Raw genomic sequence first — 26143 nt, 5'->3', positions numbered from 1 at the left:
CCGCAGCGGGTGCTACGTGAAATCATATCCTGTGTGTTATTTCAGTAATAACTCAGCCGTTTCTCTGTTTGTCACCAGACAATTAATATAGCGTCCGTGCAATGCGCCAAGAATGCCAGAGTATTTCTCTTCCCCCATGGCGATGCCGATGGAATAGCGAGCCTGGCGCAGCTTCGCCATTTCGATCGACAGGGTTTTTTCGCTCATATTGGTATCGACTAACCCGCCGTTAATATCGTAGAAACGCGAACAGATATCCCCGGCGACGTGGCGGGCGTTGAGATCGTCGCTCTCTTCGCTGCCGTAGAAGGCGTGCCAGTTTGCGCCGTCGCGAATGGCCGGTGAACCAATACCCACCAGCGCCACATCCAGGCTGTCCCAGTAGGATGAGATGGTTTTAAAGTGCTGGGACTGCATGATGCCGTTGCGGATCAGCGGGTTATCCAGCAGGGCTGGAAAATCGGCAAGGTGGGATTCCGCTTTCAGTCTGGCTGCCGCGCCGTAGGTTAAGGTGTTCACATGGTAGCGGCTCTCCAGTTTACCGGAAGGTCCACCGATGATGGGGACGCAGATCACCTGGCGTGACTGGCTGGCCTGCGGCAGGTTCTCCACCAGCGAACGCACGGCGCGGCCCCATGAAAAACCGATGATATCGCCTGGCTCCAGCAACCGATCGACAAGCAGGGCGCCATGCTGGCCCATCGCACTCAGCTGTTCTTCTTCCAGCAGCCCATCGCTGCTGGCAACCACCGCCTCTTTCAGGCCAAATTTTTGCTTGAGCTGTTGCTCGAGCCACAGGTTTTCATTGTAGTCATAGTTGATGGCGATGGTAACAATGCCCTGCTCGCGGCCGCGCTTCAGCAGGCGACTGATGGTGGTGCGATAGATCCCCAGCTCGCGAGCGATTTGCGCCTGAGTCATATCCTGCTCGTAATAGAGCTGGGCGATTTTGACAATCAACCGGATATCATCGCTGTTTTCCATGGTCATCTGCAGGCTCCTGCACATTTGTGCAAATCGCGGGTTTGTGCTGTTGATCTGATATAACCCTATTAGAGCCACCGTTTAAAGCGATTTTCTTTTATTTCATCACCCTAATCTGGCGAATAATCTTGCACATTTGCGTTATCAATAGCGGGTTGTTGGCACCTTTGTGCATTGCACGCTAAATCGCTGATTCTGTGATATTTCATCATGCAAAGTTGCCAGGCGTTGAGCGGGACACTTTTGTGAAAAAAGGCGTAGTCGATCACACCTTGCGCCGGAGGGCGCAAAGGCACATCTTTTTTCTCGCCCACAAGGTAGGGTATATTTCGCTTTTACAGGAGAATCTATGCTGCCCGACTCATCAACCCGATTAAATAAATACATCAGCGAAAGCGGCATCTGCTCGCGTCGCGAAGCGGACCGCTTTATTGAACAAGGCAACGTCTTTATTAATGGCAAGCGCGCCACCATTGGCGATCAGGTGAAGCCTGGTGACCTGGTCAAAGTGAACGGACGGTTGATTGAGCCGCGTGAAGCGGATGATCTGGTGCTGATTGCGCTGAATAAGCCGGTCGGTATTGTGAGCACCACCGAAGATGGCGAACGCGACAATATTGTCGACTTCGTCAACCACAGCAAGCGTATCTTCCCTATTGGCCGTCTGGATAAAGATTCTCAGGGGCTGATCTTCCTCACCAACCACGGTGATCTGGTGAACAAGATCCTGCGTGCCGGCAACGACCATGAAAAAGAGTATCTGGTGACGGTCGATAAGCCAGTGACCGATGAGTTCATTCGCGGGATGGGCGCGGGGGTGCCGATTCTCGGGACGGTGACGAAAAAATGTAAAGTGAAGAAAGAGGCGCTGTTCGTTTTCCGCATCACTCTGGTGCAGGGGCTGAATCGCCAGATCCGTCGTATGTGCGAGCACTTTGGCTATGAAGTGACGAAGCTTGAGCGTACGCGGATTATGAACGTGAGCCTGACGGGGATCCCCTTGGGGGAATGGCGTGATCTAACCGATGACGAGTTGATCGACCTGTTCAAGCTGATTGAAAACTCCTCTTCCGAAGCGAAGCCGAAAGCCAGGCCGAAGGCCAAAGCGGCGACTCCCGGCATCAAGCGCCCGGTGGTGAAGATGGAAAATAGCAACGATAAGGGCCGCCCGGCTGCTAACGGGAAACGTTTCACCCAGCCGGGACGTAAAAAGAAAGGGCGTTAACGCCTGCCGCGGGTCGGCGTATTCGCCGACCAGGAAAAGGTCGCTTCCTTATCCGTTTTATAAGCCTGCTGTTTTTTCACCTGGCGGGCTTTCTTCGCTTCCGCTTCACGCTGCGCCATCAGCTTATCGATATATTCCTTTTTCACGCTGTTCGTTTCCGCATTGCTCAGCGGGCGGCCATGCGCAATGCGCGCGCGGTCAAGCAGCGTTTTCAATTCGCGCTGTTCGCGCTCGGTCATCTCTTTTTGTGTAATACGGGGGAGTGCCATGGTGGTGCCCTCAGTCAGACCAGAGCACCCAGTGTACGGCAATCAGCGCAAAATAGAACGCATCCGGAAAGCGCCTCGCAGAATATTTCCCTCGTTGGTGACCAGTGCGCGGGTCTGGCTTAGGGTAACGGCACGCCTACTGGCCAACGACGACAAATTTTGGGCGGGAGATGTATAAAATTTTATACAAGGATGTGGTATGCTCAATCAGCAACAGAAATTAAGGCGTATCGTCTGGATGGGCTCTTCCTTTGACGATCTGCGCCAGTTTCCTGAGGACGTCCGCAGAGATGCCGGATTCCAGCTTTATCGTTTACAGTCGGGTTTAGAGGCTGCGGACTGGAAAGCGATGCCTCAACTGGGGCGGGGCTTTGAGGAAATCCGCCTGCGCCACTTTTCCGGTGCATATCGGGTAATTTATCTGGCCCGTTTTGCAGAGGCGATATATGTCCTGCACTGTTTTAACAAAAAGACGCGACGTACCGCCGAACACGAAAAACAGATTGTCAGAAACCGTTTGCAGGTTATACAGCAGGAACACAGGAGTCATAAATGAATCGTAAGAGGGTGGATGGTATTCGTCATGTGACCTCTGAAGAGAGCAATATATTCAGTGAACTGGGCTTTGATGATGCTGACGCAGAGCAGCTTCGGGGACAAGCGGAAAAAGAAGTTGAGCAGTTGATGGCGCTTAAACGACAGTTAATGCAGGAAATCGCTGAGTGGATAGATGAACATCAATTGAAGCAGGCCGATGCTGCCGCGAAGTTGAGCATTTCGCGCCCGCGTATTTCAGATGTGGTCAATCAGAAAACCAGTAAGTTTACCCTGGATGCGTTAGTCATGATGTTAATGAAGTTAGGTAAACCAGTACGTTTGCAGATTGGATAACGCACACGCCCGGGCCTGCGCCCGGACGTATCACGCTCAGCGCTTGTCGGCTTTTTTGGCGATAGGCTTTCCTGACCAGTACCCGGCCAGCAGCGAACCGGACAGGTTATGCCAGACGGAGAACAGCGCGCCTGGCAGCGCCGCCAGCGGGCCGAAGTAAATTTTACCCAGCGCGGCCGCCAGGCCAGAGTTCTGCATCCCCACCTCGATCGCCAGCGTACGGCAGGTGGATTCATCAAAACCAAACAGACGTCCGCCCCAGTAGCCGCCAAGCAGGCCAATGGTGTTATGCAGGATCACCGCGATAATCACCACCAGGCCGACGGAGGCAATATGGGCGGCGGAACCCGCCACCACCGCGCTGATGATCGCCAGAATGCACACCATCGAGAAGGCGGGCAGGAACGGCTCTACCGCTTTCACCACCTTCGGCAGCAGATGATGGACAATCAGTCCCAGCGCGATGGGGATGACCACAATCTGCAGAATGCTGAGCAACATGCCCATGACGTCGACCTGAATATGCGCGTCGACGTACAGACGGGTGAGCAGCGGTGTCGCCACGACGCCGACGAGGGTGGAGACCGAGGAGATGGTCACCGACAGCGCCACATCCCCTTTGGCAAGAAAGATCATCACGTTGGAGGCAGTCCCGCTGGCGACGCTGCCGACCAGCACCATCCCGGCGGAAAGCTCCGGCGGCATATGAAACAGCAGCGCCAGCAGCCAGGCGGCGAGCGGCATCACCAGATAATGGAGAAAGATCCCCGCAGCGACCGGCGCCGGGCGCGACAGGACGCGTTTGAAATCCTCCAGCTTCAGATGCACACCCATACCGAACATGATCAGCATCAGCAGGGTGGTGACCCATGGGCCAATTGGGGTGAAGGTGGTGGGAGTGTAATAGGCCAGAACGGAGAGCAGCAGTGCCCATAACGGGAACAGCCGCGTCAGAGTTGCGAGCATGTTGTGTTCCTTGCGATACGCGAACCGGGCCGCGCCATCCCGATGGGACGGCGAGCAGGTCCGCTGGTTGTGTTGATGTTGTTATAAAAAAGCCGGGTTCGAGCCCGGCTATAGGTATTGTTTATCGTGCTAAGAAATTTTATTCAAACAAATTGTGATGCAGCTTCTGCACCACCTTCTCCGCATCGGCGCCAGGCACCAGGAAGCAGAGGTTATGGCTGGAGGCGCCATAGCAGATCATGCGGATATTAAACGGCTCGAGGACGCCAAAGACCTCTTTGCCGACGCCGCAGGCTTTCGACAGCTCATTGCCAATCAGGGCCACCAGCGCCAGGTCTTCCTCCACTTCCACGCGGCACAGCGAGGAGAGTTCAGTCAGCAGCGCCTGGGTCAGCAGGGTATCGCCTGCAGAGGTTGAGCCGGTGGTATCCATGGTCAGGGCCACGCTCACTTCGGAGGTGGTGATCAAATCGACGGAGATGTTATGGCGCGCCAGAATGCCGAATACCTCGGCGAGGAAGCCGCGGGAGTGCAGCATATTCAGGCTGTGCAGCGTCAGCAGCGTCTGGCGGCGACGCAGCGCCAGCGCGCGGAACAGCGGCGGGTTCTCGGTGGTTTTACACACCAGCGTACCGCCCGCTTTAGGCTCTTTACTGGAGCCGACAAACACCGGGATATCGCTGCGCACAGCGGGCAGCAGGGTCGCCGGGTGCAGCACTTTGGCGCCAAAGGTGGCCATTTCCGCTGCCTCTTCAAAGGCGATGACGTCGATGCGTTTCGCCGCTGGCGCCACGCGCGGATCGGTCGTATAGATCCCGGGCACATCGGTCCAGATATCGACGCGGGTGGCATTCAGCGCTTCGCCGAGCAGAGCGGCGGTATAATCGCTACCGCCGCGGCCGAGGGTGGTGGTGCGGCCTTTCGCTTCGCTGCCGATAAAGCCCTGGGTCACCACCAGGCCTTCCGCCAGGCGCGGCGCCAGCTGCTGCTGGGTCAGTTCGGCGACGGCGGCGATGTCCGGTTCGGCGCGGCCAAAGCGATCGTTAGTGCGCAGCACTTTACGGGCGTCAAACCACTGCGCCTGAATACCGCGTTCACGCAGAATTTCTACAAACAGCAGGGTGGACATCAGTTCGCCATGGCTGACCAGTTCGTCGGTCAGGGCGGTCGAGGAGGCGAGCGCGGCGGCTTCCGCCAGCGTGGTGATATTTTCCAGCAGGCGCTCAATCTCTTCGCGGATCACGTTGGGATAGCGCAAACGCTCCAGAATATTGAACTGGATCTGGCGCAGAGCATCCAGCTGGGAAAAACGTTCGGTGGGTTCCAGCCCTCCCGCTAAGGCCACCAGAATGTTGGTCACGCCGGCGGAGGCGGAGAGCACAACAATACGGGTATTGGCATCGAGCAGCGCCACATCGATGCTGCGGTTCATAGCGTCAAAATCGGCAACGCTGGTGCCGCCAAATTTGGCGACGACTAGATCTGTCATAACAACCTCGTGTCAGGGGGCCTGACTTATTAAAACGATTCCTGAACACCGATCGTGGCAGGGGCTGGACGCCGCCGGATCGCAACAAAATGTCTTAATAAGCCAGGCCAAATTATTCAGCCATGGCACAAGGGAAGAGCGATAAACAGGGTGGCGCAGAGTGATAAACAACTACGATGTCACCCAGAAGTGCTCCACCTTGTAGACCCGACTCACCGCTCTGGGCGCTGAGGTGTTCGGGTATGAAACGCCCGACTGCGAACGTTTCTGGTGACAACCCAGGGGATTCAGCCCCTGTGGCCGGTGAGGAGCGTGACCAGACGCTCTTTCACCTCGGCGTTGCTCCCCCTCACGTATTTTCCCCGGACTGGTTCCTCCAATACGGTTACCTGGGCAACGCACCTCTTCTGGCAATTACCGACGTCTTTCACCTGGCCGGGGGAACAGGGACATTATATCCCCCGCGAATACCCTTTCGCTGTAGCGTGAAATGCGCGAGCAATAGATACCTACCAATACGTAAGCACTGCGGATATATAAAGGCTTAACACCAGCTATGTCAACGCTGCGGTTATGCGGATTTTTCATGCCCCTGCGGCTAACAGAAAAAAGCCTTATGATAGCTATACTAATGGGGCTTTTTACTCCGTTTTGACCCGATTCCTGACCGGCGTCAGGGACAAGTCACAAAAATCATCACAATTTTCCGTCACCGGCGCTACAATCGACCGAAGTCACAATCTCAAATCAGAAGAGTATTGCTAATGAAAAACATCAACCCAACGCAGACCTCTGCCTGGCAGGCATTACAGAAACACTTCGACGAAATGAAAGATGTCACTATCAGCGAGCTGTTCGCCAAAGATAGCGACCGTTTTTCTAAGTTTTCCGCGACGTTCGACGATCTGATGCTGGTGGACTTCTCCAAAAACCGCATCACCGAAGAGACGCTGGCTAAACTGCAGGATCTGGCGAAAGAGACCGATCTGGCAGGCGCCATTAAATCGATGTTCTCCGGCGAAAAGATCAACCGTACCGAAGACCGTGCGGTACTGCACGTCGCGCTGCGCAACCGCAGCAATACGCCGATTGTGGTTGATGGCAAAGATGTGATGCCGGAAGTGAACGCTGTGCTGGAGAAGATGAAAACCTTCTCAGAAGCGATTATCTCCGGTAGCTGGAAAGGCTATACCGGCAAACCGATCACCGACGTGGTTAACATTGGTATCGGCGGTTCCGACCTCGGTCCGTTCATGGTCACCGAAGCGCTGCGTCCGTACAAAAACCACCTCAACATGCACTTTGTCTCCAACGTCGATGGCACCCACATCGCTGAAGTGCTGAAGAACGTGGATCCGGAAACGACCCTGTTCCTGGTGGCGTCCAAGACCTTCACCACCCAGGAGACCATGACCAACGCCCACAGCGCGCGCGACTGGTTCCTGGCGACCGCGGGCGACGACAAGCACGTGGCTAAACACTTCGCCGCGCTCTCTACCAACGCGAAAGCAGTTGGCGAGTTCGGCATCGACACCGCCAACATGTTCGAATTCTGGGACTGGGTTGGCGGCCGCTACTCCCTGTGGTCGGCGATTGGCCTGTCCATCATTCTCTCCGTGGGCTTCGACAACTTCGTTGAGCTGCTGTCCGGCGCGCATGCGATGGATAAACACTTCTCCACCACCCCGGCGGAGAAAAACCTGCCGGTGCTGCTGGCGCTGATCGGTATCTGGTACAACAACTTCTTCGGAGCAGAAACCGAAGCGATTCTGCCGTACGACCAGTACATGCACCGTTTTGCCGCCTACTTCCAGCAGGGCAACATGGAGTCCAACGGTAAGTATGTTGACCGTAACGGCCACGCGGTAGACTACCAGACTGGCCCGATCATCTGGGGTGAGCCGGGCACCAACGGTCAGCACGCGTTCTACCAGCTGATCCACCAGGGCACCAAAATGGTACCGTGCGATTTCATCGCCCCAGCTATCACCCACAACCCGCTGTCCGACCATCATCCGAAGCTGCTGTCCAACTTCTTCGCTCAGACCGAGGCCCTGGCTTTCGGTAAATCCCGTGAAGTGGTCGAGCAGGAATATCGCGATCAGGGTAAAGATCCGGCGACCCTGGAGCACGTGGTGCCGTTCAAAGTGTTTGAAGGCAACCGTCCGACGAACTCCATCCTGCTGCGTGAAATCACCCCGTTCAGCCTGGGGGCGCTGATTGCCCTGTACGAGCACAAAATCTTCACCCAGGGCGCGATCCTCAACATCTTCACCTTCGACCAGTGGGGCGTTGAACTGGGCAAACAGCTGGCTAACCGCATCCTGCCGGAGCTGAAAGACGGCAGCGAAGTTAGCAGCCACGACAGCTCGACTAACGGCCTGATTAACCGTTATAAAGCCTGGCGCGCATAATCTTGCGCAGCTAAGACGCAATGCCGACCCTTAGGTCGGCATTTTTTTTACAGCCGCCGCAGCAGCCTCGCCGGATTCCCCGCCCACACCCCTTTCTCGGTAATGGACTTCGTCACCACGCTGCCCGCGCCTATCACCACCCCATCGCAGATGCTGACGGCCAGAATCGTGGCGCCGCTGCCGATCGACACGTCATCGCCAATCTCAATTCGCCCCCAGCTGGCGCGGTCGGCATTCGGTTTGCCGTCGCGAAACAGGTCGTTGGCAAACATCACGCCGTGACCGATAAAGCAGCGCTGGCCAATGGTGACGTACTCGCAGATAAAAGTATGGGACTGAATTTTACTGTTCGCGCCAATGCGGGTATTGCCCTGGATCTCAACGAACGGCCCGACGAAGACGTTATCGCCAAGGACACAGTCGTACAGGTTGGCGGGCTGGTAGATCACCACGTTCTCACCGCTGGTGACGTTGCGGATCGCCGTTTCCCGAAGGGTATGCATAGTGCCTCTCAGATCGGTTTGGCCAGAATATGTAAGGTGCTTTGCTGGCTGGCGGAATGAAATGCGACATCTTTCACGTGCTGCATCCCCTGACGTTCGTAAAAGCGGCGCGCAGCGGGGTTATCGGCGAGCACTTCCAGCCACAGCCAGCGTTCACCGGCCGCTTTTGCTCTCGCCTCGACGGCGCGAAATATCTGCTCGCCGTAGCGTCGGCCCGTTGTGTCAGGCAGCAGATAGAGCTTATGCAACAGCGTACCGGACGGACCTTCAGGACTTATCGCCTGACGACAGGCGTATTTCGCAAAGCCGACAGGGTGGGGGGCTTCAGCAATCAACCAACAGCACTGGGAATCGGTCAGGCTGCGTTGCAGCGAGGCCAGGGAATACTCTTGTTGCAGGTAGCACGCCAGCTCGTCGGCGTTATGCCAGAGGTGAGCAAAGTGATGGCGATAGCTGGCATTGCCCATTTCATTGAGTAAAGCCGCATCCTCTGCGCGTGCGGTACGAATCTTCAGCATGGTTGTTTCCTTTTTAACCCGTCCGTCTGGGCTGTGATTGTTACATCTTCGCCGGTGGTGGCAAAAAGTTAGCGAATAATGTCGATCTGGATCACATTTTTGCGTTATACAGGTCTCAAAGAAGCATAATGATGAGGGGTATTTATGTCGTCGGTTTATCGTCCGCTGGTGAATTTTATCGCCACCGCGATGCAAACGGTTTTGAATCTTGGGCTGCTGTGCCTGGGGATTATTTTGATCGTCTTCCTCGGGAAAGAGACGTTGCATCTGGCCGATGTCCTCTTTACCCCGGAGCCGACCAGTAAGTACCGGCTGGTGGAAGGTCTGGTGGTCTACTTCCTCTACTTCGAGTTTATCGCGCTGATCGTCAAGTATTTTCAGTCGGGGTTCCACTTCCCGCTGCGCTATTTCGTCTATATCGGCATCACCGCGATTGTGCGCCTGATTATCATCGACCATGAGTCGCCGATGGCGGTGCTGATTTACTCTGCTGCGATCCTGATCCTGGTGATTACGCTCTGGCTGTGTAACTCCAATCGCCTGAAACGCGAATAAAAAAAAGCGGCCTCCAGGGCCGCTGACCAACAGTCACAAATAAAATTTATGTAGGGTCCAGTTGAGGATAGCAGTGGCATTGGCCTTACTTTTTCAGCTGAGGGCGACGGCGACAATACCCGGTTGGGGTCGTGTATTGCGGCTAGACCGTCGGCCCTCATCTGAAATTTGGGGCCGGTGTTACAAAAAAACTTAACCTTTCACCCCACCCGCCGTCAGGCCGTTAACCAGCCAGCGCTGCGCCAGCAGGAAGACGACCGTGATCGGGATGGCGGAGAGCACCGCCGCAGCGGCGAAGTCGCCCCACAGATAGTTCTGCGGGTTGAGATACTGTTGCATACCTACCGCCAGGGTATAGCTGTTCACATCGCGCAGCAGCAGCGAGGCGACGGGCACTTCGGTGATGGCTGCGATGAACGACAGAATAAACACCACCGCCAGAATCGGCACCGACAGCGGCAGCAGCACGAGGCGGAAGGCCTGCCATGGGGTCGCGCCATCCAGCGCCGCCGCTTCTTCCAGCGAACCATCGATGGTTTCGAAGTAGCCTTTAATCGTCCAGACGTGCAGCGCGATACCGCCCATATAAGCGAAGATCACGCCGCCGTGGGTGTTGAGGCCGACGAACGGGATGTACTGGCCCAGGCGATCAAACAACGCATACAGAGCCACCAGCGACAGCACCGCCGGGAACATCTGGAAAATCAGCATCCCTTTCAGCAGCGTCGCTTTCCCCGGGAAGCGCATACGGGCAAAAGCGTAGGCGCAGGTGGTGGAGAGGGCGACGATACCGATCGCGGTAATGCCGGCGACCTTAATCGAGTTCCACAGCCACAGCAGCACCGGGAACGGCGGCGGCGTGACGCGGCCATCGGCGTGTTCGACGCTGAAGCCTAACGCCAGACGCCAGTGTTCCCAGGAGATGGTATCCGGGATCAGGCTGCCGGTGGCGAAGTTACCCTCGCGCAGCGAGATGGCGATAACCATCAGCAGCGGAAACATAATCGCCGCGATAAAAATCAGTAGCAGGAGATGCGTAGTAAAGAGACGCAGCTTTTGAGATTTGGGTTGGACCATAGCCATTATCGTTATCTCCCTTAATCAAACTTCATGCGCGTGGCTTTCAGATTCACAATCGCTAACGCGCCAACCAGCAGGAAGATAAGCGTTGCGATAGCCGCCGCCAGGCCGAAGTCCTGACCGCCGCCGCCTTCAAAGGCGATGCGATAGGTGTAGCTCACCAGCAGGTCGGTATAACCGGCCGGGGTGGTGGTGCCGAGACGGTCCGGACCACCGTTGGTCAACAGCTGAATCAGCACGAAGTTGTTAAAGTTAAAGGCGAAGCTGGCGATCATCAGCGGTGTCAGCGGTTTGATCAGCAGCGGCAGCGTAATTTTAAAGAAGTTCTGGAACGGACCGGCGCCATCCATCGCCGACGCTTCGTACAGATCGTCCGGAATCGCCTTCAGCAACCCCATGCACAGGATCATCATGTACGGATAGCCCAGCCAGGTATTGACGATGATGATCATGGTACGCGCGGTGGTCGGGTCGCTAAACCAGGCCGGCTTAATGCCGAACAGCGCGCTGAGCATCATATTGATTTCACCAAAGCTCTGGTTGAACAGCCCTTTGAAAATCAGAATCGAAATAAACGACGGTACGGCATACGGCAGAATCAACAGGACGCGGTAAATTGCTTTGCCTTTCAGCGCTTCCCACTGCACCAGACAAGCCAGCACCATTCCCACGGCCACGGTCAAAATCACCGTCAGCACCGAGAACACCACGGTCCAGACGAAAATAGCGAAGAACGGTTTCTGGATACCTTCGTCCTGGAAGACGCGAGTGAAGTTATCCCAGCCGATCGTCACGGTGTAGCCCGGGCTCAGCTTTTCAGTGCCCCAGCTGCCGTCGGCGTTAATCGCCTGGTAGAAGCCTACGTCATTGTTCGGGCGGTATTTAACGTGGGTCTGATTGTTGGTCAGCACCCCATCTTCGCTAAGCGTATACAGCGGTTGAGTGCCAGAGAACTGACGCAGCGAGCTCATGATCACTTTGCTGTCATCCGGCAGCACCGCGGTCAGTTGGTTCAGCGCGGTGCGGTTCTGGGTAATGACGCGCAGGCTGACGCGCTCGCCTTCCGGCAGGGCATCGGTTTCTTTTAACGCCAGCTTCTGCTCACCGCCGAATTTAAAAGCGTCGGAAAGGTAGTTTTTACCGCTCTCGCCGTCGGTCAGGGCCAGTTTCCACTCGTCCCCCGCCGGGATCAGCGTGAAGTTATAGGCTTTGCCAGCCTGGAAAGAGCGATCCATCAGCACCTGCTGCGCACGTTCAAAGGTCAGCTGGTTGGTGCTGCTGTAGTTAGTGAAGGCGATGGCAATGGTACAGATCAGCGGAAACAGGACGAACAGACCCATGCCGGCGAGGCCGGGATAGACATAGCGCCAGGCATAAGCCTTGCGATTAGCGAAAATATACAGGCCAACTGAGCTTAAAATCAGCGTCATGATGGCGAACAGGTACTCCCCCTGGGCGTACATCAAAACAACAAGGTAACCCACCAGCAGGCACAGTAAGCCAATCACAGACCATGTGAGTTGCGGACTTTGCCACCAGTGTTTCTTTTTAACGGCATCCATGGGGATCATCCTCTACAGCGGTGAAAACTTATTTGTCAGGCGGCGCTTCGCTTACCTGACCTACGGTCCGAGCCGTAGTGGTAGGGCGGGTAAGCGCAAGCGCCACCCGCCGTTTTCTTACTTGGTGATACGGCTCTGTGCATCCTTCAGTGCAGCATCGACCGTCTGGCGACCGCTGGCGGCGTTGATTACCGCGGTACGAACGGCATACCAGAAGGCAGACATCTGCGGGATGTTAGGCATGATTTCGCCATTCTGGGCGTTCGCCATGGTGGCGGCGATGCGCGGATCTTTTTCCAGTTTCTCCTGGAAGGATTTCAGCGCGACAGCACCCAGCGGTTTGTCGTTGTTAACCGCTTCCAGACCCTGATCGGTCATCAGGTAGTTTTCGAGGAACTCTTTCGCCAGCTCTTTGTTCGGGCTGGCGGCGTTGATACCGGCGCTCAGCACGCCAACGAACGGTTTCGATGGTTTGCCTTTAAAGGTCGGCAGCAGGGCGACGCCGTAATTAACCTTGCTCTTATCAATGTTAGACCACGCCCACGGACCGTTGATGGTCATGGCGGTTTCGCCTTTGTTGAAGGCGGCTTCCGCGATGGAGTAATCCGTGTCGGCATTCATGTGCTTGTTCTTGATCAGGTCAACCAGGAAGGTGAGACCCGCTTTCGCGCCTGCGCTGTCTACGCCGACGTTTTTCACGTCATATTTGCCGTTTTCAAACTTGAAGGCGTACCCGCCGTCGGCAGCGATCAGCGGCCAGGTGAAGTACGGTTCTTGCAGGTTGAACATCAGCGCGCTCTTACCTTTCGCTTTCAGCGCTTTATCCAGCGCCGGGATCTCTTCCCAGGTTTTCGGCGGGTTCGGCACCAGGTCCTTGTTATAAATCAGGGACAGGGCTTCAACCGCCACCGGATAGGCGATCAGTTTGCCGTTAAAGCGCACGGCATCCCAGGTGAAGGGATAGAGTTTGTCCTGGAACGCTTTGTCCGGGGTGATTTCAGCCAGCAGGCCGGACTGTGCGTAGCCGCCGAAACGGTCATGCGCCCAGAAGATGATGTCCGGGCCGTCGCCGGTCGCCGCAACCTGCGGGAACTTCTCTTCCAGCTTGTCCGGATGCTCTACGGAAACTTTAATGCCGGTGTCTTTTTCAAACTTTTTACCCACTTCAGCGAGGCCGTTATAGCCTTTGTCGCCGTTAATCCAGATAACCAGCTTACCTTCTTCAATTTTTGCGAGGGCAGAGGCGGAAAACATCATCGTGGTCAGTGCTGACAGCGCGAGGATGCGAGCGCCAGTTTTGATTTTCATATACCCGTCCTATTTGGTGATGTACTCGTGGATACACTTCGGTGGCTTAACGATGATGAGTTTCCTTTTTTAACAACCCCTTTCCATCCTCCCCAGGTCTACGCCCCACCCGCTGGTTGTGTGATCTCCATTGCAAAAACGGCCGTATTGCGTCCTGGAGCACAGAAAAAAGTGCCCAATTTTGTCGTCCCCATCACGAAATCACGCTGCGTCCGCCATCCCCCGCGGCGAGAGGCAATCTCTCATCCTCCCATCTCCTCCCCCATAAAAAAGCCGGGGGGTGGAGGATTTGCCAGCCTAAGGAATGCCGCATAGTCGACCCATCTTGAATGTGTCTTTAAGTGACAGGTTGTAACGAAGGGAGAAGGGCATGGCGAGCGTACAGCTGCGAAATGTAACGAAAGCCTGGGGCGACGTGGTGGTATCTAAAGATATCAATCTCGAGATCCAGGATGGGGAGTTCGTCGTGTTTGTTGGACCGTCGGGCTGCGGCAAATCCACCCTGCTGCGTATGATTGCCGGACTGGAAACCGTCACCAGCGGCGATCTGTTTATTGGCGATACCCGGATGAACGACGTGCCGCCAGCCGAACGTGGCATCGGCATGGTATTCCAGTCATATGCGCTTTATCCCCATCTTTCCGTTGCCGAAAATATGTCTTTCGGCCTCAAGCTGGCCGGCGCGAAAAAAGAGGTTATTAACCAGCGTGTGACTCAGGTGGCTGAGGTCTTACAGCTGGCGCATCTCCTGGAGCGTAAACCGAAAGCGCTTTCCGGTGGTCAGCGCCAGCGTGTGGCGATCGGTCGTACGCTGGTGGCAGAGCCAAGCGTCTTCCTGCTGGATGAACCGCTCTCTAACCTGGATGCCGCCCTGCGCGTCCAGATGCGTATCGAGATCTCCCGTCTGCATAAGCGACTGGCCCGCACCATGATTTATGTCACCCACGATCAGGTGGAAGCGATGACCCTCGCCGACAAGATCGTGGTTCTGGACGCCGGCCGTGTGGCGCAGGTCGGGAAACCGCTGGAGCTCTATCACTATCCGGCTGACCGCTTCGTTGCCGGCTTTATCGGTTCGCCGAAGATGAACTTCCTGCCGGTCAAAGTCACGGCGACGGCTATCGATCAGGTGCAGGTAGAACTGCCGAACCGTCAGCAAGTCTGGCTGCCGGTGGACAGCGCCAACGTTCAGGTGGGCGCCAACATGTCCTTAGGTATCCGCCCGGAGCATTTACTGCCCAGCGATATCGCCGATGTGACCCTCGAAGGCGAGGTTCAGGTCGTCGAACAGCTCGGTCATGAAACGCAAATTCATATCCAGATCCCCGCCATCCGTCAGAACCTGGTTTACCGCCAGAACGACGTGGTGTTGGTAGAAGAGGGAGCCACATTCGCCATCGGTTTGCCGCCAGAACGTTGCCACTTATTCCGTGAGGATGGCACCGCTTGTCGTCGGCTGCATAAAGAGCCGGGCGTGTAAGGCTTCCCATTAAAAAAAGGCGCGAACCCGGCAGGCGGTACACCGGCGAAGCGTTCAAAGAAAAGCAATGATCTCAGGAGATAGAATGATGATTACTCTGCGCAAACTTCCTCTGGCGGTCGCCGTCGCAGCAGGCGTAATGTCTGCTCAGGCGCTGGCTGTCGATTTCCATGGCTACGCGCGTTCCGGCATTGGCTGGACCGGCAGCGGCGGCGAGCAACAGTGCTTCAAAGCGACCGGTGCTCAAAGTAAATACCGTCTTGGTAACGAATGTGAAACCTATGCGGAACTGAAGCTGGGCCAGGAACTGTGGAAAGAAGGGGATAAGAGTTTTTATTTCGATACTAACGTTGCCTATTCCGTGAATCAGGAAGATGACTGGGAAAGCACCTCTCCGGCGTTCCGTGAAGCCAACATCCAGGGTAAAAACCTGATCGACTGGCTGCCGGGCTCCACGCTGTGGGCGGGTAAACGCTTCTATCAGCGTCATGACGTTCACATGATCGACTTCTACTACTGGGATATCTCCGGCCCGGGTGCAGGTCTGGAAAACGTTGACCTTGGCTTCGGTAAGCTCTCTCTGGCCGCTACCCGTAACTCAGAAAGCGGCGGTTCTTATACCTTCTCCAGCGATGACACCAAAAAATATGCAGCGAAAACGGCCAACGACGTCTTTGACATCCGTCTGGCGGGCCTGGAAACCAACCCGGGCGGCGTGCTGGAGTTAGGCGTCGATTACGGCCGCGCGAACCCGCAGGATGACTACCGCCTGGAAGACGGCGCGTCGAAAGACGGCTGGATGTGGACCGGTGAACATACTCAGTCCATCTGGGGCGGCTTCAACAAGTTTGTCGTTCAGTACGCGACCGACGCAATGACCTCCTGGAACAGCGGCCACTCTCAAGGGACCAGCATCGATAACAACGGCAGCATGATCCGCGTTCTGGATCACGGTGCGATGGACTTCAACGATGACTGGGGCCTGATGTACGTGGCAATGTACCAGGACGTGGACCTGGACAGCAAAAACGGTTCGACCTGGTACACCGTGGGTGTCCGTCCGATGTACAAATGGACGCCGATCATGAGCACCCAGCTGGAAATCGGTTACGACAACGTGAAATCCCAGCGTACCAGCGAAAACAACAACCAGTACAAAATTACTCTGGCTCAACAGTGGCAGGCAGGCAACAGCGTCTGGTCTCGTCCGGCTATCCGTATTTTCGCAACCTACGCGAAGTGGGATGAAAACTGGGGTTACAGCAACGCCTCCGGTCTGCAGACCAAAGACAGCAGCGGAAGCGGCATGTACACCTCCAGCCGCGGTGACGACAGCGAAGTTACCTTCGGTGCCCAGATGGAAGTGTGGTGGTAATACCGTCCGCAGGACGGGTGTAACCTGGGAGGGGCGTCAGCCCCTCCTGACTATTCAGGGTTAGCGCGCTATTGCCTGGCTACCGCTAAACCGATGCTATCCAAGGTGAGAAGAATGAAAATGAAGAAAACTCTCGTCGCTCTGTGTTTATCCGCAGGGATGTTGGCATGCGTGCCGGGGATGAGCCTTGCCGATGTTAACTTTGTACCGCAAAACACCAGCGCCGCTCCGTCTATTCCAGCCAGCGCGCTGCAGCAGCTGATCTGGACGCCTGCCGATCAATCAAAGACGCAGAGCGTTGATTTAACCACCGGCGGTCAACGCCTGGATGTCCCGGGGATCGTCGGACCGGTCGCCGCCTGGAGCGTACCGGCCAATATCGGTGAGCTGACTCTGACGCTCGACAGCGAACTGAACAAACATAAGCAGATTTTTGCGCCGAACGTGCTGATTCTGGATCAGAACATGACGCCAGCGGCGTTCTTCCCCAGCAACTACTTTACCTATCAGCAGCCGGGCGTCATGACCGCTGACCGCCTGGGCGGCGTGATGCGCCTGACCCCGGCGCTGGGCCAGCAAAAACTCTATGTGCTGGTGTTTACCACTGAAAAAGATCTCCAGCAGACCACGACCCTGCTGGATCCGGCGAAAGCCTATGCCAAAGGCGCCGGCAATGCGGCCCCGGATATCCCGGATCCGATCGCTAAACATACCACCGATGGCGTGCTGAAGCTGAAAGTGAAAACCAATAGCACCTCCAGCGTGCTGGTGGGCCCGCTGTTCGGCTCCTCCGGCCCGGGTCCGGTCACCGTCGGCAATACCGCCGCGCCGGTGGCCGCGCCAGCCGCCGCTGCTGCTGCTGCGCCGGCAGCCAAAAGCGAACCGATGCTCAGCGATACCGAAACCTACTTCAACAACGGTATTAAGCAGGCGGTGAAACAAGGTGACATCGACAAAGCCCTGAAATTGATGAACGAAGCTGAGCGCCTCGGCTCGAAATCCGCTCGTTCCACCTTTATCAGCAGTGTAAAAGGCAAGGGGTAATCGTCTCCCCACAATGCTGATGTTTAGGCACAGCCTTTAGGTGCATCCTTCGGGATGCACCTTTTTTTGCACGCGCGGCAGCCTGTTGCATGGCTGTTGCGTGAATGATCGTATATTGACGTTTGCCCGCCACCAACCGCCTATTCTGCGATACAATGCTTTCACGTTATGTACCGGAGAATCAGGCATGTCCCATCCTGCGCTTACGCGACTGCGTGCGCTGCGCTATTTTGCCGTTATGCCATCCCTGGCGCCGCCCCTGAGTGACTGGCTGCTGCTGGAGGACTCAATGACCCAGCGCTTTGAGCAACAAGGAAAGCAGGTCACCGTGACCCTGATTAACGAAGGGTATATTGAGCGTGAGGCGCTGACTGACGAAGCGGCGCTGCTACCTGACGAGCCGCGCTACTGGCTGCGGGAGATTATACTCAATGCCGATGGCGAACCCTGGCTGGCCGGGCGCACGGTGGTGCCGGAGTCGACACTGTGTGGTCCGGAGCTGGCGCTACAGCAGCTCGGGCAGATCCCGCTGGGCCGATACCTGTTCACGTCGTCGACATTAACCCGCGATTTTATTGAAATTGGTCGCGATGCAGCGCTGTGGGGGCGTCGTTCCCGCCTGCGGCTGAGCGGCAAACCCCTGCTGCTGACCGAGCTGTTTTTGCCTGCGTCGCCGTTGTACTAAGAGGAAGAAAAAATGGAGTGGAGTCTGTCGCAGAATAAGCTGTTGGCGTTTCATCGCCTGATGCGCACTGACAAACCGATCGGCGCTTTGCTGCTGCTGTGGCCGACGCTGTGGGCGCTGTGGGTGGCCTCGCCGGGCGTCCCGCCGCTGTGGATCCTGGCGGTATTCGTCGCCGGCGTCTGGCTGATGCGCGCCGCCGGCTGCGTGGTGAATGACTATGCCGATCGAAAATTTGATGGTCACGTAAAGCGTACCGCCCGTCGTCCGCTACCGAGCGGCGACGTTACCGAGAAAGAGGCGCGAACGCTGTTTATCGTTCTGGTGTTGCTCTCCTTCCTGCTGGTGCTCACCCTCAACACCATGACCATTCTGCTGTCGGTCGCGGCGCTGGCCCTGGCATGGGTCTACCCGTTTATGAAGCGCTACACTCATCTGCCGCAGGTGGTGCTGGGGGCCGCCTTTGGCTGGTCGATCCCGATGGCCTTCTCGGCCGTTAGCGAATCGCTGCCGCTGAGCTGCTGGCTGATGTTCCTCGCCAACATTCTGTGGGCGGTGGCCTACGATACCCAGTATGCGATGGTGGATCGCGATGACGACGTGAAGATCGGCATCAAGTCCACGGCGATCCTGTTCGGCGAAAACGATCGTCTGATTATCGGTATCCTGCAGGTGGCCGTGCTGGCGCTGATGGGCGCGGTGGGCTGGCTGAATGGGCTGGGCTGGGAATACTACTGGTCGTTGTTTGTCGCGGCAGGTCTGTTTGGCTGGCAGCAGAAGCTTATCTTCAATCGCGAGCGCGATAACTGCTTCAAAGCGTTTATGAACAATAACTACGTCGGGCTGGTGCTATTCCTGGGCCTGGCGATGAGCTACCTGTAATCCCCTGTCAGCTTCCCCCCGGTGTATCGGGGGGAAGCGAGGGCAGAAAACACCGCGTTACGCGTCATCCTGCGTGACGCTTTCAATCGTCAGCCGCACATCCGACGTAATCAAGTCCGCCAGCATCCGATAAACCTTCAGGGTCTCTTCCGGCTCGGCATCGCCGGTGTCGCTAATGTAGCCTTCATCGCGCAGGGTCAGCACCAGGGTGCTGAACACCGCTTTGTCGAAGAACTCCGGCGCGTTAATGCCATGCAGCACCGACAGGCGCTGGGCCACGGTACGACTCTCTTTTTCCAGCGAACTGCGGTTGATTGACGGGTTGGCGCTCAGCAGCCAGAAGGTGATGGCATAGCGCTGCAGCGTCTCGCGCGCGCCCGCGGCCAGCAGTTGCAGGGAGCGAGAGTGCGACGGATTGAGGCTCATCACCTCGCCATCGACGACGATCAGCTCCTGACGCAGCATCTCGGCAATCAATGCATCCACCACCCCGGCCAGCTCTGCTTTCTCCCAGCGCAGGAACAGCTCGGCCTTGAGGAACGGATACAGCGTTTCGACATGGCGCAGCACTTCGGTGCGGCTGAGCTGACGATGCTGAGTCACCAGGGCGGCTAACAGCGACGGTATCACCAGCATATGGGCGATGTTGTTGCGATAGTAGGTCATCAGCACCGCCTGCTCGCGCGGCAGGATGATGATATCGCCGATGGTGTCCTTCTCCACTTCGAACTTGTTCATTTGCAGCGCGTGGTCGATAAGCTCGCTGGCCGAAGCGGAAGGTGTCGTCGCATCTGGCGAATAGGGCACATTGCGCAGCAGCGCGAGGTAGCACTCCAGCTGTTGGGTGAGCTGCTCCCGGGTCAGTGAACGCTGACGCGAGGCCAGCAGCGCCGTGCAGCACAGGTTCATGGCGTTGGCCGCGCCGGCGTTGTTGATGCGCACCATCAGGTCAGCGGCGATGTTGTTCACCGTTGGCGTCAGCCAGGAAGGGCGGATGGCTTCGATCGGGTCGATGGCTTCCCGCCACTCCGGCACATGGTGGTTAAGGTAGGTCATCAGCGGCAGTGGTTCGCCGAAGTTGACATAGCCCTGGCCAAGGTTGCGCAGCTTGCTCAAGCCACGCACCATCTGCGGCAGGCTCTCTTTCTCTTTGGTGGCGCCGCGCAGCTCTTTAGCGTAGGTGCCTACTTCCATCACGTGTTCATAGCCGATGTAGATAGGCACCAGAGTGATCGGCCGGGTGCCGCCGCGCAGCATCGCCTGGATGGTCATCGACAGCGTACCGGTCTTCGGATCGAGCAGACGGCCGGTACGGGAGCGGCCGCCTTCGACGAAATACTCGACGGAATAGCCGCGGCTGAACAGCTCGCCAAGATATTCGCGGAACACCGTGGAGTAGAGCTTGTTGCCCTTAAAGGTGCGGCGGATGAAGAACGCGCCCAGGCGGCGGAAGATCGGCCCGGCTGGCCAGAAGTTGAGGTTGATGCCCGCCGCGATATGCGGTGGCACCAGGCCCTGATGATACAGGACGTAGGAGAGCAGCAGATAGTCCATGTGGCTGCGGTGGCAGGGGACATAGACAATCTCATGGCCGTCGTGAGCCAGCTGGCGCACGCGCTCGGCGTTATGCACGTTGATCCCCTGGTACAGGCGGTTCCAGGTGAAGCCGAGAATGCGGTCGGTCAGGCGGATCATCTCGTACGAGAAGTTCGCGGCAATCTCTTCCATCAGCGCGATAGCGTTCTGCTGAGCCTTCTCATGCGAAATTTTCTTGCTGCGCGCTTCGTCTTCCACCGCGCGGGCAATCGCTTTCGAGGCCAGCAGTTTATTAAACAGATCCTGGCGAGCCGGCAGACGCGGGCCGACGGCGGCCAGGCGCTGGCGGGCAAAGTGCATCCGGGCGACGCGAGCCAGCTTCTGGGCGATGATCTTATCGGTACCGTGCTCATCCGCCATGCGGCGCAGCGACACGGAAGGCGAGAAACGCACGAAACTGTCGCGGCCGAGCCAGGAGACGGCGAAAAATTTCTGGATACCGTTCAGCATCCGCAGCGGCGGATTGACTTCCCCTTTCTCACGACCCGGCGAGCGGCCGAACATCACCGAGACCGGCACCATTTGCACATCGAGGTCCGGATGGTTGCGGTGCAGATCGAGGTAGTCGTGGAACAGCTTGATGGACTCTTCTTTTGGCGTGTAATAGGTAAATACGCGCGGCCCACCGTGGATGAATACGTAACGCGGCAGCAGCGCGCCGTCGATCTCCAGCGGTTCAAGCGGATCGGGTAAATCATGCGCCAGGCATTGGGCGCGCAGCGTCAGCAGGTCCGCCTTGGAATTATAGGGCAGGACGTACATGACCGGACGCGAGGTATCGAGTCCTAATTCCTGGGCAGGCTCTGCCGGAATAGACTTGCTTTTTACCAGCACCCGTAATGGTAAATTCAGTAATTTATAGTAAATTCGTTGCCAGCCGGACATAAACGATGTGAAGCCTCTGGTTAATCATGCAAATGCGCGGCAAGAATAACAGAAAGTGGGCAAAATTTCCGTTACCACGCGGCAAACGCGTACACTCATCGACGTCATTTACGTAAAAAGGTTTTGTGATGGCCAATAATACCACCGGGTTAACCCGAATCATTAAGGCGGCAGGTTACTCCTGGAAAGGATTTCGCGCAGCGTGGATCAACGAGGCCGCGTTTCGTCAGGAAGGTATCGCCGCCATCGTGGCCGTCGCGATAGCCTGCTGGCTGGACGTCGACGCCATTACCCGCGTATTGCTGATTGGGTCGGTCCTGCTAGTGATGATAGTCGAAATTCTCAACAGCGCGATTGAGGCGGTCGTGGACCGTATAGGCTCGGAATATCATGAGCTTTCAGGGCGCGCCAAAGACATGGGATCGGCGGCGGTCCTGCTGGCGATTATCATCGCACTGATCACCTGGGGAACGCTGCTGTGGAGCCATTATCATTAACGTTCTTCGCTAAGCCTCGCAAAATATAAACAATCTGCCGATTTTTGTGTGCCATGTGGTTCCAAAATCACCGGTAGCTGTATATACTCACAGCATAACTGTATATACACCCAGGGGGCGGAATGAAAGCGTTAACGACCAGGCAGCAAGAGGTGTTTGATCTCATTCGGGATCATATCAGCCAGACGGGCATGCCGCCGACGCGTGCGGAAATTGCTCAGCGCTTGGGGTTCCGTTCCCCAAACGCGGCGGAAGAACACCTGAAAGCGCTGGCGCGTAAAGGCGCGATCGAGATCGTCTCCGGTGCTTCTCGCGGTATCCGCCTGCTGACGGAAGAAGAACATGGCCTGCCGCTGATCGGCCGCGTCGCCGCCGGCGAGCCGCTGCTGGCGCAGCAGCACATTGAGGGGCACTATCAGGTCGACCCGTCGATGTTTAAACCCAACGCGGATTTCCTGCTGCGCGTCAGCGGCATGTCGATGAAAGACATCGGTATCCTTGATGGCGATCTGCTGGCGGTCCACAAAACCCAGGACGTGCGTAACGGCCAGGTAGTGGTAGCGCGCATTGACGACGAAGTGACGGTGAAGCGCCTGAAAAAGCAGGGTAACGTCGTCGAACTGTTGCCGGAAAACAGCGAATTTACCCCTATCGTTGTCGATCTGCGTCAGCAGAGTTTTACCATTGAGGGTCTGGCCGTTGGCGTGATCCGTAATGGAGAATGGCTGTAACGCCTGCCCCTGCGCAGCGTCATCTGATGCATGACGCTGCGACGTTTGTCCTCAATCAGGTCTCCGAACATGCTGCTCAACGCTGCCGATAAAGCGCTGTGGCGCCTTGCGATCCCGATGATTTTCTCCAATATCACCGTCCCGCTGCTGGGGCTGGTGGATACCGCGGTGATCGGCCACCTTGACAGCCCGGTATACCTCGGCGGCGTCGCGGTTGGGGCGACGGCTACCAGTTTCCTCTTCATGCTGCTGCTGTTTTTGCGCATGAGCACCACCGGGCTCACCGCTCAGGCCTGGGGTGCCAAAGATCCGCTGCGACTGGCGCGGGCGCTGGTGCAGCCGCTGGCTCTGGCGCTGGGCGCCGGGGTTCTCATCATCCTGTTTCGCCTGCCGCTGATTAACCTCGCTCTGCATATTGTCGGCGGCAGTGAGGCGGTGCTTGAGCAGGCACGGCGGTTCCTTGAAATTCGCTGGCTCAGCGCCCCCGCCTCGCTGGCCAATCTGGTGCTGCTCGGCTGGCTGCTGGGAGTCCAGTACGCCCGGGCGCCGGTGATTCTGCTGGTGGTCGGTAATCTGTTGAATATTGTGCTCGACCTGTGGCTGGTGATGGGCCTGCGGATGAACGTCCAGGGGGCGGCGCTGGCCACGGTCACCGCGGAGTACGCCACTCTCATTATTGGCCTGATGATGGCGAAGCGGGTGCTGACGCTGCGCGGCGTGTCGCTGGCAATGCTGAAAAACGCCTGGCGCGGGGATCTGCGCCGTCTGCTGGCGTTGAATCGGGACATCATGCTGCGTTCCCTGCTGCTACAGCTGTGCTTTGGCGCGCTGACCGTGTACGGCGCGCGTCTGGGCAGCGACATTGTGGCGGTCAATGCGGTACTGATGACCATGCTGACCTTTACCGCCTATGCGCTGGATGGCTTTGCCTATGCCGTGGAGGCCCACTCCGGCCAGGCCTACGGCGCGCGCGACGGCAGCCAGCTGCTGGAAGTCTGGCGGGCGGCCTGCCGGCAGTCTGGCATGGTGGCGCTGGCGTTTGCCCTGATTTATAGCCTGGCGGGGGAGTACATCATCGCGTTGTTAACCTCGCTGCCTTCTCTGCAGCAGCTGGCCGATCGCTATCTGATCTGGCAGGCCATCCTGCCGGTGGTGGGCGTCTGGTGCTATCTGCTGGACGGCATGTTTATCGGCGCCACACGCGGCGCGGAGATGCGGAACAGCATGGCGGTCGCCGCGGCGGGGTTTGCTGTAACGCTGCTTTCGGTCCCGCTGCTCGGTAACCACGGTCTGTGGCTGGCGCTGGCGGTGTTCCTCGCCCTGCGCGGCCTGTCTCTGGCGCTGATCTGGCGTCGCCACTGGCGACACGGCACCTGGTTTAGCTAGTCATTGCCGTTCATCACGGCCATCTATGAATTCCCGCGGTTGCGCGCCGCTTACCGGGGCAACTCAGTAGCCCGGCTCAGCGTAGCGCAAGCCGGGAAAATCGCCTCAGCCTTACCCATCGGTATGATGGTTAAAAATTCCGAATAACGAATCGGTACCAGCATTCTCATCTATAGTTAATACCATGTCCGGTACAAAACGGGCTGTAAACCCACCGAATGATGAGGACGTTATCATGAATAAAGACGAAATCGGCGGTAACTGGAAACAGTTGAAAGGTAAAGCCAAGGAACAGTGGGGCAAACTTACCGATGATGATATGACCGTGATCGAAGGTAAGCGCGATCAGCTGGTCGGTAAAATTCAGGAACGGTACGGCTATGCGAAGGATCAGGCTGAGAAAGAAGTCTCAGACTGGGAGCATAAAAACGACTACCGCTGGTAGCGTTCCGTGGCTCAAAGAATAAAGCATTTGTGTTAGTGCCTGTCTGAATGGCGTAAGGACGCGCCGTTAACCCTGTTTCCCGCTGCGGCTGACGCTCAGCGGGCTTTCTTTTTCAGCTGAATGGAATGGTCGTGCTGGCAGTGTCCCGGCGTGCTGCAGGCTTCGACTTCCACGCAGTCTGCACAAAGGCCGTGAGCTTCAATCACGTTGTGGCGCAGGGCAAAGCCCATTCTGGCCGCTAACGTATGCATGATATCTTCCACCCCTTCCGCCGCCTCTTCCTTCACCACGCCACAGCGGTCACAGATAAACATGGCTGAGCTATGGGTCGGCTGGTCAAAGAGATGGCACAGCACATAGCTGTTGGTCGATTCAACCTTGTGAACAAAGCCCTGCTCGAGTAAAAACTCCAGTGCGCGGTAAACCGTCGGTGGTTTAGCCTGCGGCTCTTTGTCACGCAGGAGATCCAGCAGATCGTAGGCGCTGATCGCCCCTTGTTGCAGGCTCATCAGGCGCAACACCTCCAGACGCTGTGGGGTCAGGCGTACGCCGCGCTGCGCGCATAGCTTTTCAGCATGCGCTAACATCTCTTGCGAAGGGGTCTTATCCATGAGCATCCTCGGGTTGCGTGAATTTGAATCTGTTACTTTATCACGTTCCTCAGAAAACACCGAGAGCCGGCAGGTGATACGGGTCATACTTCAGATTGTCGGTACCTCTGCCAGTTCCGGGTGCTGGCCGCTGACTTTCGTGCAGACTACGCCTTAGTCGATCGCTAAAACCGTCCTGCCCGATTTAATCGCAACACGCATGACCCTGGGTATGCTATATCTGAAGTGTCTCATTTTCGGGAGAAAACGATGAAACGACCTGATTGCATTCGCCACTGGCGCGAACTGGAAGGGCCCGACGATGCCACTTATCCCGACAGCCCGGAGCGTTTTTCGATTGGCGCGCCGCTGGGGCGCGGTTTACGTCTCAACCGGCTGGGGATCCACCACGAGCGACTGCCGCCCGGGCGGCGCACCTCGTACCCGCACGCGGAGAGCGATGAGGAAGAGTTCATCTACGTGCTGGAGGGCTATCCGGAAGTGTGGATAAACGGCTATCTCTGGAAGCTGGAGCCAGGGGACAGCGTGGGTTTTCCCGCGGGTACCGGTATCTGCCACACTTTTCTCAATAACACCGAGCAGGAGGTTCGTCTGCTGGTGGTGGGCGAGGCCAACAAGAAATACAACCGCATCTATTATCCGCTCAATCCAGGCTATGCCGCGACGCGCCAGGATCGCTGGGTTGACCATCCGCCGCAATTCTTCGGTCCACACGACGGCAAGCCGCGGAAAAAGTAATCGACCCGGGGAAGGGGCGAAGCGCGG

General features: G+C 57.0%; 26 protein-coding genes and 1 riboswitch. Of the genes, 15 read left to right on the top strand and 11 right to left on the bottom strand.

The genetic code is table 11. The features are described from left to right. Positions 1–36: 36 nt before the first annotated feature. Complete coding sequence (locus tag FHW76_RS21755; protein WP_002884616.1) at positions 37–984, bottom strand: sugar-binding transcriptional regulator; 948 nt, start codon at positions 982–984, stop codon at positions 37–39. A 349-nt stretch (positions 985–1333) separates the two neighbouring features. On the opposite strand from FHW76_RS21755, the gene rluF reads away from it, so the two are divergent. Continuing rightward, the gene (rluF, locus tag FHW76_RS21750) at positions 1334–2209 is read left to right on the top strand and encodes a 23S rRNA pseudouridine(2604) synthase RluF (RefSeq protein WP_183476983.1); all 876 of its coding nucleotides are present in this window, start codon (positions 1334–1336) and stop codon (positions 2207–2209) included. Here rluF and FHW76_RS21745 read toward each other — a convergent pair. After that, positions 2206–2478 (bottom strand): DUF3811 domain-containing protein, encoded by a 273-nt coding sequence (locus tag FHW76_RS21745; protein ID WP_004177859.1) that lies wholly within the window; start codon positions 2476–2478, stop codon positions 2206–2208. The genes rluF and FHW76_RS21745 overlap by 4 nt on opposite strands. A 199-nt stretch (positions 2479–2677) precedes the next feature. Here FHW76_RS21745 and FHW76_RS21740 point away from each other — a divergent pair, with 199 nt between their 5' ends. Together FHW76_RS21740 and FHW76_RS21735 are read left to right on the top strand one after the other, a co-directional pair. Next, complete coding sequence (locus tag FHW76_RS21740) at positions 2678–3034, top strand: type II toxin-antitoxin system RelE/ParE family toxin (protein WP_183476981.1); 357 nt, start codon at positions 2678–2680, stop codon at positions 3032–3034. Continuing rightward, entirely contained in the window at positions 3031–3369 is a 339-nt protein-coding gene (locus tag FHW76_RS21735; RefSeq protein WP_008807319.1) for a helix-turn-helix domain-containing protein, read from the top strand. Before FHW76_RS21740 ends, FHW76_RS21735 begins: the two co-directional genes overlap by 4 nt. Before the next feature lie 36 nt (positions 3370–3405). Here the strand turns inward: FHW76_RS21735 and panS are convergent, their stop codons facing one another. Continuing rightward, a complete protein-coding gene (panS, locus tag FHW76_RS21730) occupies positions 3406–4335 on the bottom strand; it encodes a ketopantoate/pantoate/pantothenate transporter PanS (RefSeq protein ID WP_002884627.1) in 930 nt (309 codons plus the stop codon). A gap of 139 nt (positions 4336–4474) precedes the next feature. Then, complete coding sequence (lysC, locus tag FHW76_RS21725) at positions 4475–5824, bottom strand: lysine-sensitive aspartokinase 3 (protein ID WP_008807318.1); 1350 nt, start codon at positions 5822–5824, stop codon at positions 4475–4477. A gap of 179 nt (positions 5825–6003) precedes the next feature. Then, positions 6004–6239: riboswitch (Lysine riboswitch) on the bottom strand. Between the two features lie 349 nt (positions 6240–6588). Between lysC and pgi the strand changes: the two genes are divergently transcribed. Continuing rightward, positions 6589–8238 carry a glucose-6-phosphate isomerase gene (gene pgi, locus FHW76_RS21720; RefSeq protein ID WP_008807317.1) on the top strand — a complete coding sequence of 550 codons (1650 nt, stop codon included), beginning with the start codon at positions 6589–6591 and terminating at the stop codon, positions 8236–8238. 47 nt (positions 8239–8285) lie between these two features. On the opposite strand, the gene FHW76_RS21715 is transcribed toward pgi, so the two are convergent. Both FHW76_RS21715 and FHW76_RS21710 read right to left on the bottom strand, forming a co-directional pair. Continuing rightward, complete coding sequence (locus FHW76_RS21715; protein ID WP_032701144.1) at positions 8286–8741, bottom strand: acyltransferase; 456 nt, start codon at positions 8739–8741, stop codon at positions 8286–8288. 8 nt (positions 8742–8749) lie between these two features. Next, a complete protein-coding gene (locus tag FHW76_RS21710) occupies positions 8750–9259 on the bottom strand; it encodes a GNAT family N-acetyltransferase (protein ID WP_008807315.1) in 510 nt (169 codons plus the stop codon). A 144-nt stretch (positions 9260–9403) separates the two neighbouring features. Here FHW76_RS21710 and psiE point away from each other — a divergent pair, with 144 nt between their 5' ends. Beyond that, a complete protein-coding gene (gene psiE / locus FHW76_RS21705; RefSeq protein ID WP_004206282.1) occupies positions 9404–9814 on the top strand; it encodes a phosphate-starvation-inducible protein PsiE in 411 nt (136 codons plus the stop codon). A gap of 192 nt (positions 9815–10006) precedes the next feature. On the opposite strand, the gene malG is transcribed toward psiE, so the two are convergent. The 3 genes from malG to malE all read right to left on the bottom strand — a co-directional run bounded on the left by malG (position 10007) and on the right by malE (position 13764). After that, positions 10007–10897 carry a maltose ABC transporter permease MalG gene (gene malG / locus FHW76_RS21700; protein WP_002884725.1) on the bottom strand — a complete coding sequence of 297 codons (891 nt, stop codon included), beginning with the start codon at positions 10895–10897 and terminating at the stop codon, positions 10007–10009. Between the two features lie 14 nt (positions 10898–10911). Beyond that, a complete protein-coding gene (malF, locus tag FHW76_RS21695; RefSeq protein ID WP_008807314.1) occupies positions 10912–12456 on the bottom strand; it encodes a maltose ABC transporter permease MalF in 1545 nt (514 codons plus the stop codon). Between the two features lie 117 nt (positions 12457–12573). Then, positions 12574–13764 (bottom strand): maltose/maltodextrin ABC transporter substrate-binding protein MalE, encoded by a 1191-nt coding sequence (gene malE / locus FHW76_RS21690; protein ID WP_008807313.1) that lies wholly within the window; start codon positions 13762–13764, stop codon positions 12574–12576. A gap of 370 nt (positions 13765–14134) precedes the next feature. Here malE and malK point away from each other — a divergent pair, with 370 nt between their 5' ends. From malK to ubiA, 5 genes are all read left to right on the top strand, one after another. Then, positions 14135–15244, top strand: coding sequence for a maltose/maltodextrin ABC transporter ATP-binding protein MalK (gene malK, locus FHW76_RS21685; RefSeq protein WP_008807312.1), 1110 nt, complete (start codon positions 14135–14137; stop codon positions 15242–15244). Positions 15245–15329: 85 nt separating this feature from the next. After that, entirely contained in the window at positions 15330–16619 is a 1290-nt protein-coding gene (locus FHW76_RS21680) for a maltoporin (protein WP_008807311.1), read from the top strand. A 114-nt stretch (positions 16620–16733) separates the two neighbouring features. Next, entirely contained in the window at positions 16734–17663 is a 930-nt protein-coding gene (gene malM / locus FHW76_RS21675) for a maltose operon protein MalM (protein WP_008807310.1), read from the top strand. A 187-nt stretch (positions 17664–17850) separates the two neighbouring features. Beyond that, complete coding sequence (gene ubiC, locus FHW76_RS21670) at positions 17851–18348, top strand: chorismate lyase (RefSeq protein ID WP_008807309.1); 498 nt, start codon at positions 17851–17853, stop codon at positions 18346–18348. A 12-nt stretch (positions 18349–18360) separates the two neighbouring features. Then, positions 18361–19227 (top strand): 4-hydroxybenzoate octaprenyltransferase, encoded by an 867-nt coding sequence (ubiA, locus tag FHW76_RS21665; RefSeq protein WP_008807308.1) that lies wholly within the window; start codon positions 18361–18363, stop codon positions 19225–19227. A gap of 57 nt (positions 19228–19284) precedes the next feature. Here ubiA and plsB read toward each other — a convergent pair whose 3' ends face one another. Then, a complete protein-coding gene (plsB, locus tag FHW76_RS21660) occupies positions 19285–21708 on the bottom strand; it encodes a glycerol-3-phosphate 1-O-acyltransferase PlsB (protein WP_008807307.1) in 2424 nt (807 codons plus the stop codon). 128 nt (positions 21709–21836) lie between these two features. Here plsB and FHW76_RS21655 point away from each other — a divergent pair, with 128 nt between their 5' ends. The 4 genes from FHW76_RS21655 (at position 21837) to FHW76_RS21640 (ending at position 24767) form a co-directional block, all read left to right on the top strand. Beyond that, the gene (locus FHW76_RS21655; protein WP_008807306.1) at positions 21837–22205 is read left to right on the top strand and encodes a diacylglycerol kinase; all 369 of its coding nucleotides are present in this window, start codon (positions 21837–21839) and stop codon (positions 22203–22205) included. Between the two features lie 122 nt (positions 22206–22327). After that, the gene (lexA, locus tag FHW76_RS21650; protein ID WP_004206291.1) at positions 22328–22936 is read left to right on the top strand and encodes a transcriptional repressor LexA; all 609 of its coding nucleotides are present in this window, start codon (positions 22328–22330) and stop codon (positions 22934–22936) included. Positions 22937–23005: 69 nt separating this feature from the next. Further along, a complete protein-coding gene (dinF, locus tag FHW76_RS21645; protein ID WP_008807305.1) occupies positions 23006–24322 on the top strand; it encodes an MATE family efflux transporter DinF in 1317 nt (438 codons plus the stop codon). 235 nt (positions 24323–24557) lie between these two features. Next, complete coding sequence (locus FHW76_RS21640) at positions 24558–24767, top strand: CsbD family protein (protein ID WP_004206293.1); 210 nt, start codon at positions 24558–24560, stop codon at positions 24765–24767. Positions 24768–24862: 95 nt separating this feature from the next. Here the strand turns inward: FHW76_RS21640 and zur are convergent, their stop codons facing one another. After that, the gene (gene zur, locus FHW76_RS21635; protein WP_012543190.1) at positions 24863–25378 is read right to left on the bottom strand and encodes a zinc uptake transcriptional repressor Zur; all 516 of its coding nucleotides are present in this window, start codon (positions 25376–25378) and stop codon (positions 24863–24865) included. A gap of 249 nt (positions 25379–25627) precedes the next feature. Here zur and FHW76_RS21630 point away from each other — a divergent pair, with 249 nt between their 5' ends. Continuing rightward, positions 25628–26116, top strand: coding sequence for a cupin domain-containing protein (locus FHW76_RS21630; protein ID WP_002884935.1), 489 nt, complete (start codon positions 25628–25630; stop codon positions 26114–26116). Positions 26117–26143: the final 27 nt, after the last annotated feature.

It is taken from the genome of Klebsiella sp. RC2, assembly GCF_014192815.1.
Lineage (GTDB): Bacteria > Pseudomonadota > Gammaproteobacteria > Enterobacterales > Enterobacteriaceae > Klebsiella > Klebsiella variicola.
This window is presented reverse-complemented; position numbering and strand designations above follow the sequence as displayed.

Coding starts and splice junctions, on each gene's coding strand:
- FHW76_RS21755 (WP_002884616.1), bottom strand. CDS start 984: ATGGAAAACAGCGATGATATCCGGTTGATTGTCAAAATCGCCCAGCTC.
- rluF (WP_183476983.1), top strand. CDS start 1,334: ATGCTGCCCGACTCATCAACCCGATTAAATAAATACATCAGCGAAAGC.
- FHW76_RS21745 (WP_004177859.1), bottom strand. CDS start 2,478: ATGGCACTCCCCCGTATTACACAAAAAGAGATGACCGAGCGCGAACAG.
- FHW76_RS21740 (WP_183476981.1), top strand. CDS start 2,678: ATGCTCAATCAGCAACAGAAATTAAGGCGTATCGTCTGGATGGGCTCT.
- FHW76_RS21735 (WP_008807319.1), top strand. CDS start 3,031: ATGAATCGTAAGAGGGTGGATGGTATTCGTCATGTGACCTCTGAAGAG.
- panS (WP_002884627.1), bottom strand. CDS start 4,335: ATGCTCGCAACTCTGACGCGGCTGTTCCCGTTATGGGCACTGCTGCTC.
- lysC (WP_008807318.1), bottom strand. CDS start 5,824: ATGACAGATCTAGTCGTCGCCAAATTTGGCGGCACCAGCGTTGCCGAT.
- pgi (WP_008807317.1), top strand. CDS start 6,589: ATGAAAAACATCAACCCAACGCAGACCTCTGCCTGGCAGGCATTACAG.
- FHW76_RS21715 (WP_032701144.1), bottom strand. CDS start 8,741: ATGCATACCCTTCGGGAAACGGCGATCCGCAACGTCACCAGCGGTGAG.
- FHW76_RS21710 (WP_008807315.1), bottom strand. CDS start 9,259: ATGCTGAAGATTCGTACCGCACGCGCAGAGGATGCGGCTTTACTCAAT.
- psiE (WP_004206282.1), top strand. CDS start 9,404: ATGTCGTCGGTTTATCGTCCGCTGGTGAATTTTATCGCCACCGCGATG.
- malG (WP_002884725.1), bottom strand. CDS start 10,897: ATGGCTATGGTCCAACCCAAATCTCAAAAGCTGCGTCTCTTTACTACG.
- malF (WP_008807314.1), bottom strand. CDS start 12,456: ATGGATGCCGTTAAAAAGAAACACTGGTGGCAAAGTCCGCAACTCACA.
- malE (WP_008807313.1), bottom strand. CDS start 13,764: ATGAAAATCAAAACTGGCGCTCGCATCCTCGCGCTGTCAGCACTGACC.
- malK (WP_008807312.1), top strand. CDS start 14,135: ATGGCGAGCGTACAGCTGCGAAATGTAACGAAAGCCTGGGGCGACGTG.
- FHW76_RS21680 (WP_008807311.1), top strand. CDS start 15,330: ATGATGATTACTCTGCGCAAACTTCCTCTGGCGGTCGCCGTCGCAGCA.
- malM (WP_008807310.1), top strand. CDS start 16,734: ATGAAAATGAAGAAAACTCTCGTCGCTCTGTGTTTATCCGCAGGGATG.
- ubiC (WP_008807309.1), top strand. CDS start 17,851: ATGTCCCATCCTGCGCTTACGCGACTGCGTGCGCTGCGCTATTTTGCC.
- ubiA (WP_008807308.1), top strand. CDS start 18,361: ATGGAGTGGAGTCTGTCGCAGAATAAGCTGTTGGCGTTTCATCGCCTG.
- plsB (WP_008807307.1), bottom strand. CDS start 21,708: ATGTCCGGCTGGCAACGAATTTACTATAAATTACTGAATTTACCATTA.
- FHW76_RS21655 (WP_008807306.1), top strand. CDS start 21,837: ATGGCCAATAATACCACCGGGTTAACCCGAATCATTAAGGCGGCAGGT.
- lexA (WP_004206291.1), top strand. CDS start 22,328: ATGAAAGCGTTAACGACCAGGCAGCAAGAGGTGTTTGATCTCATTCGG.
- dinF (WP_008807305.1), top strand. CDS start 23,006: ATGCTGCTCAACGCTGCCGATAAAGCGCTGTGGCGCCTTGCGATCCCG.
- FHW76_RS21640 (WP_004206293.1), top strand. CDS start 24,558: ATGAATAAAGACGAAATCGGCGGTAACTGGAAACAGTTGAAAGGTAAA.
- zur (WP_012543190.1), bottom strand. CDS start 25,378: ATGGATAAGACCCCTTCGCAAGAGATGTTAGCGCATGCTGAAAAGCTA.
- FHW76_RS21630 (WP_002884935.1), top strand. CDS start 25,628: ATGAAACGACCTGATTGCATTCGCCACTGGCGCGAACTGGAAGGGCCC.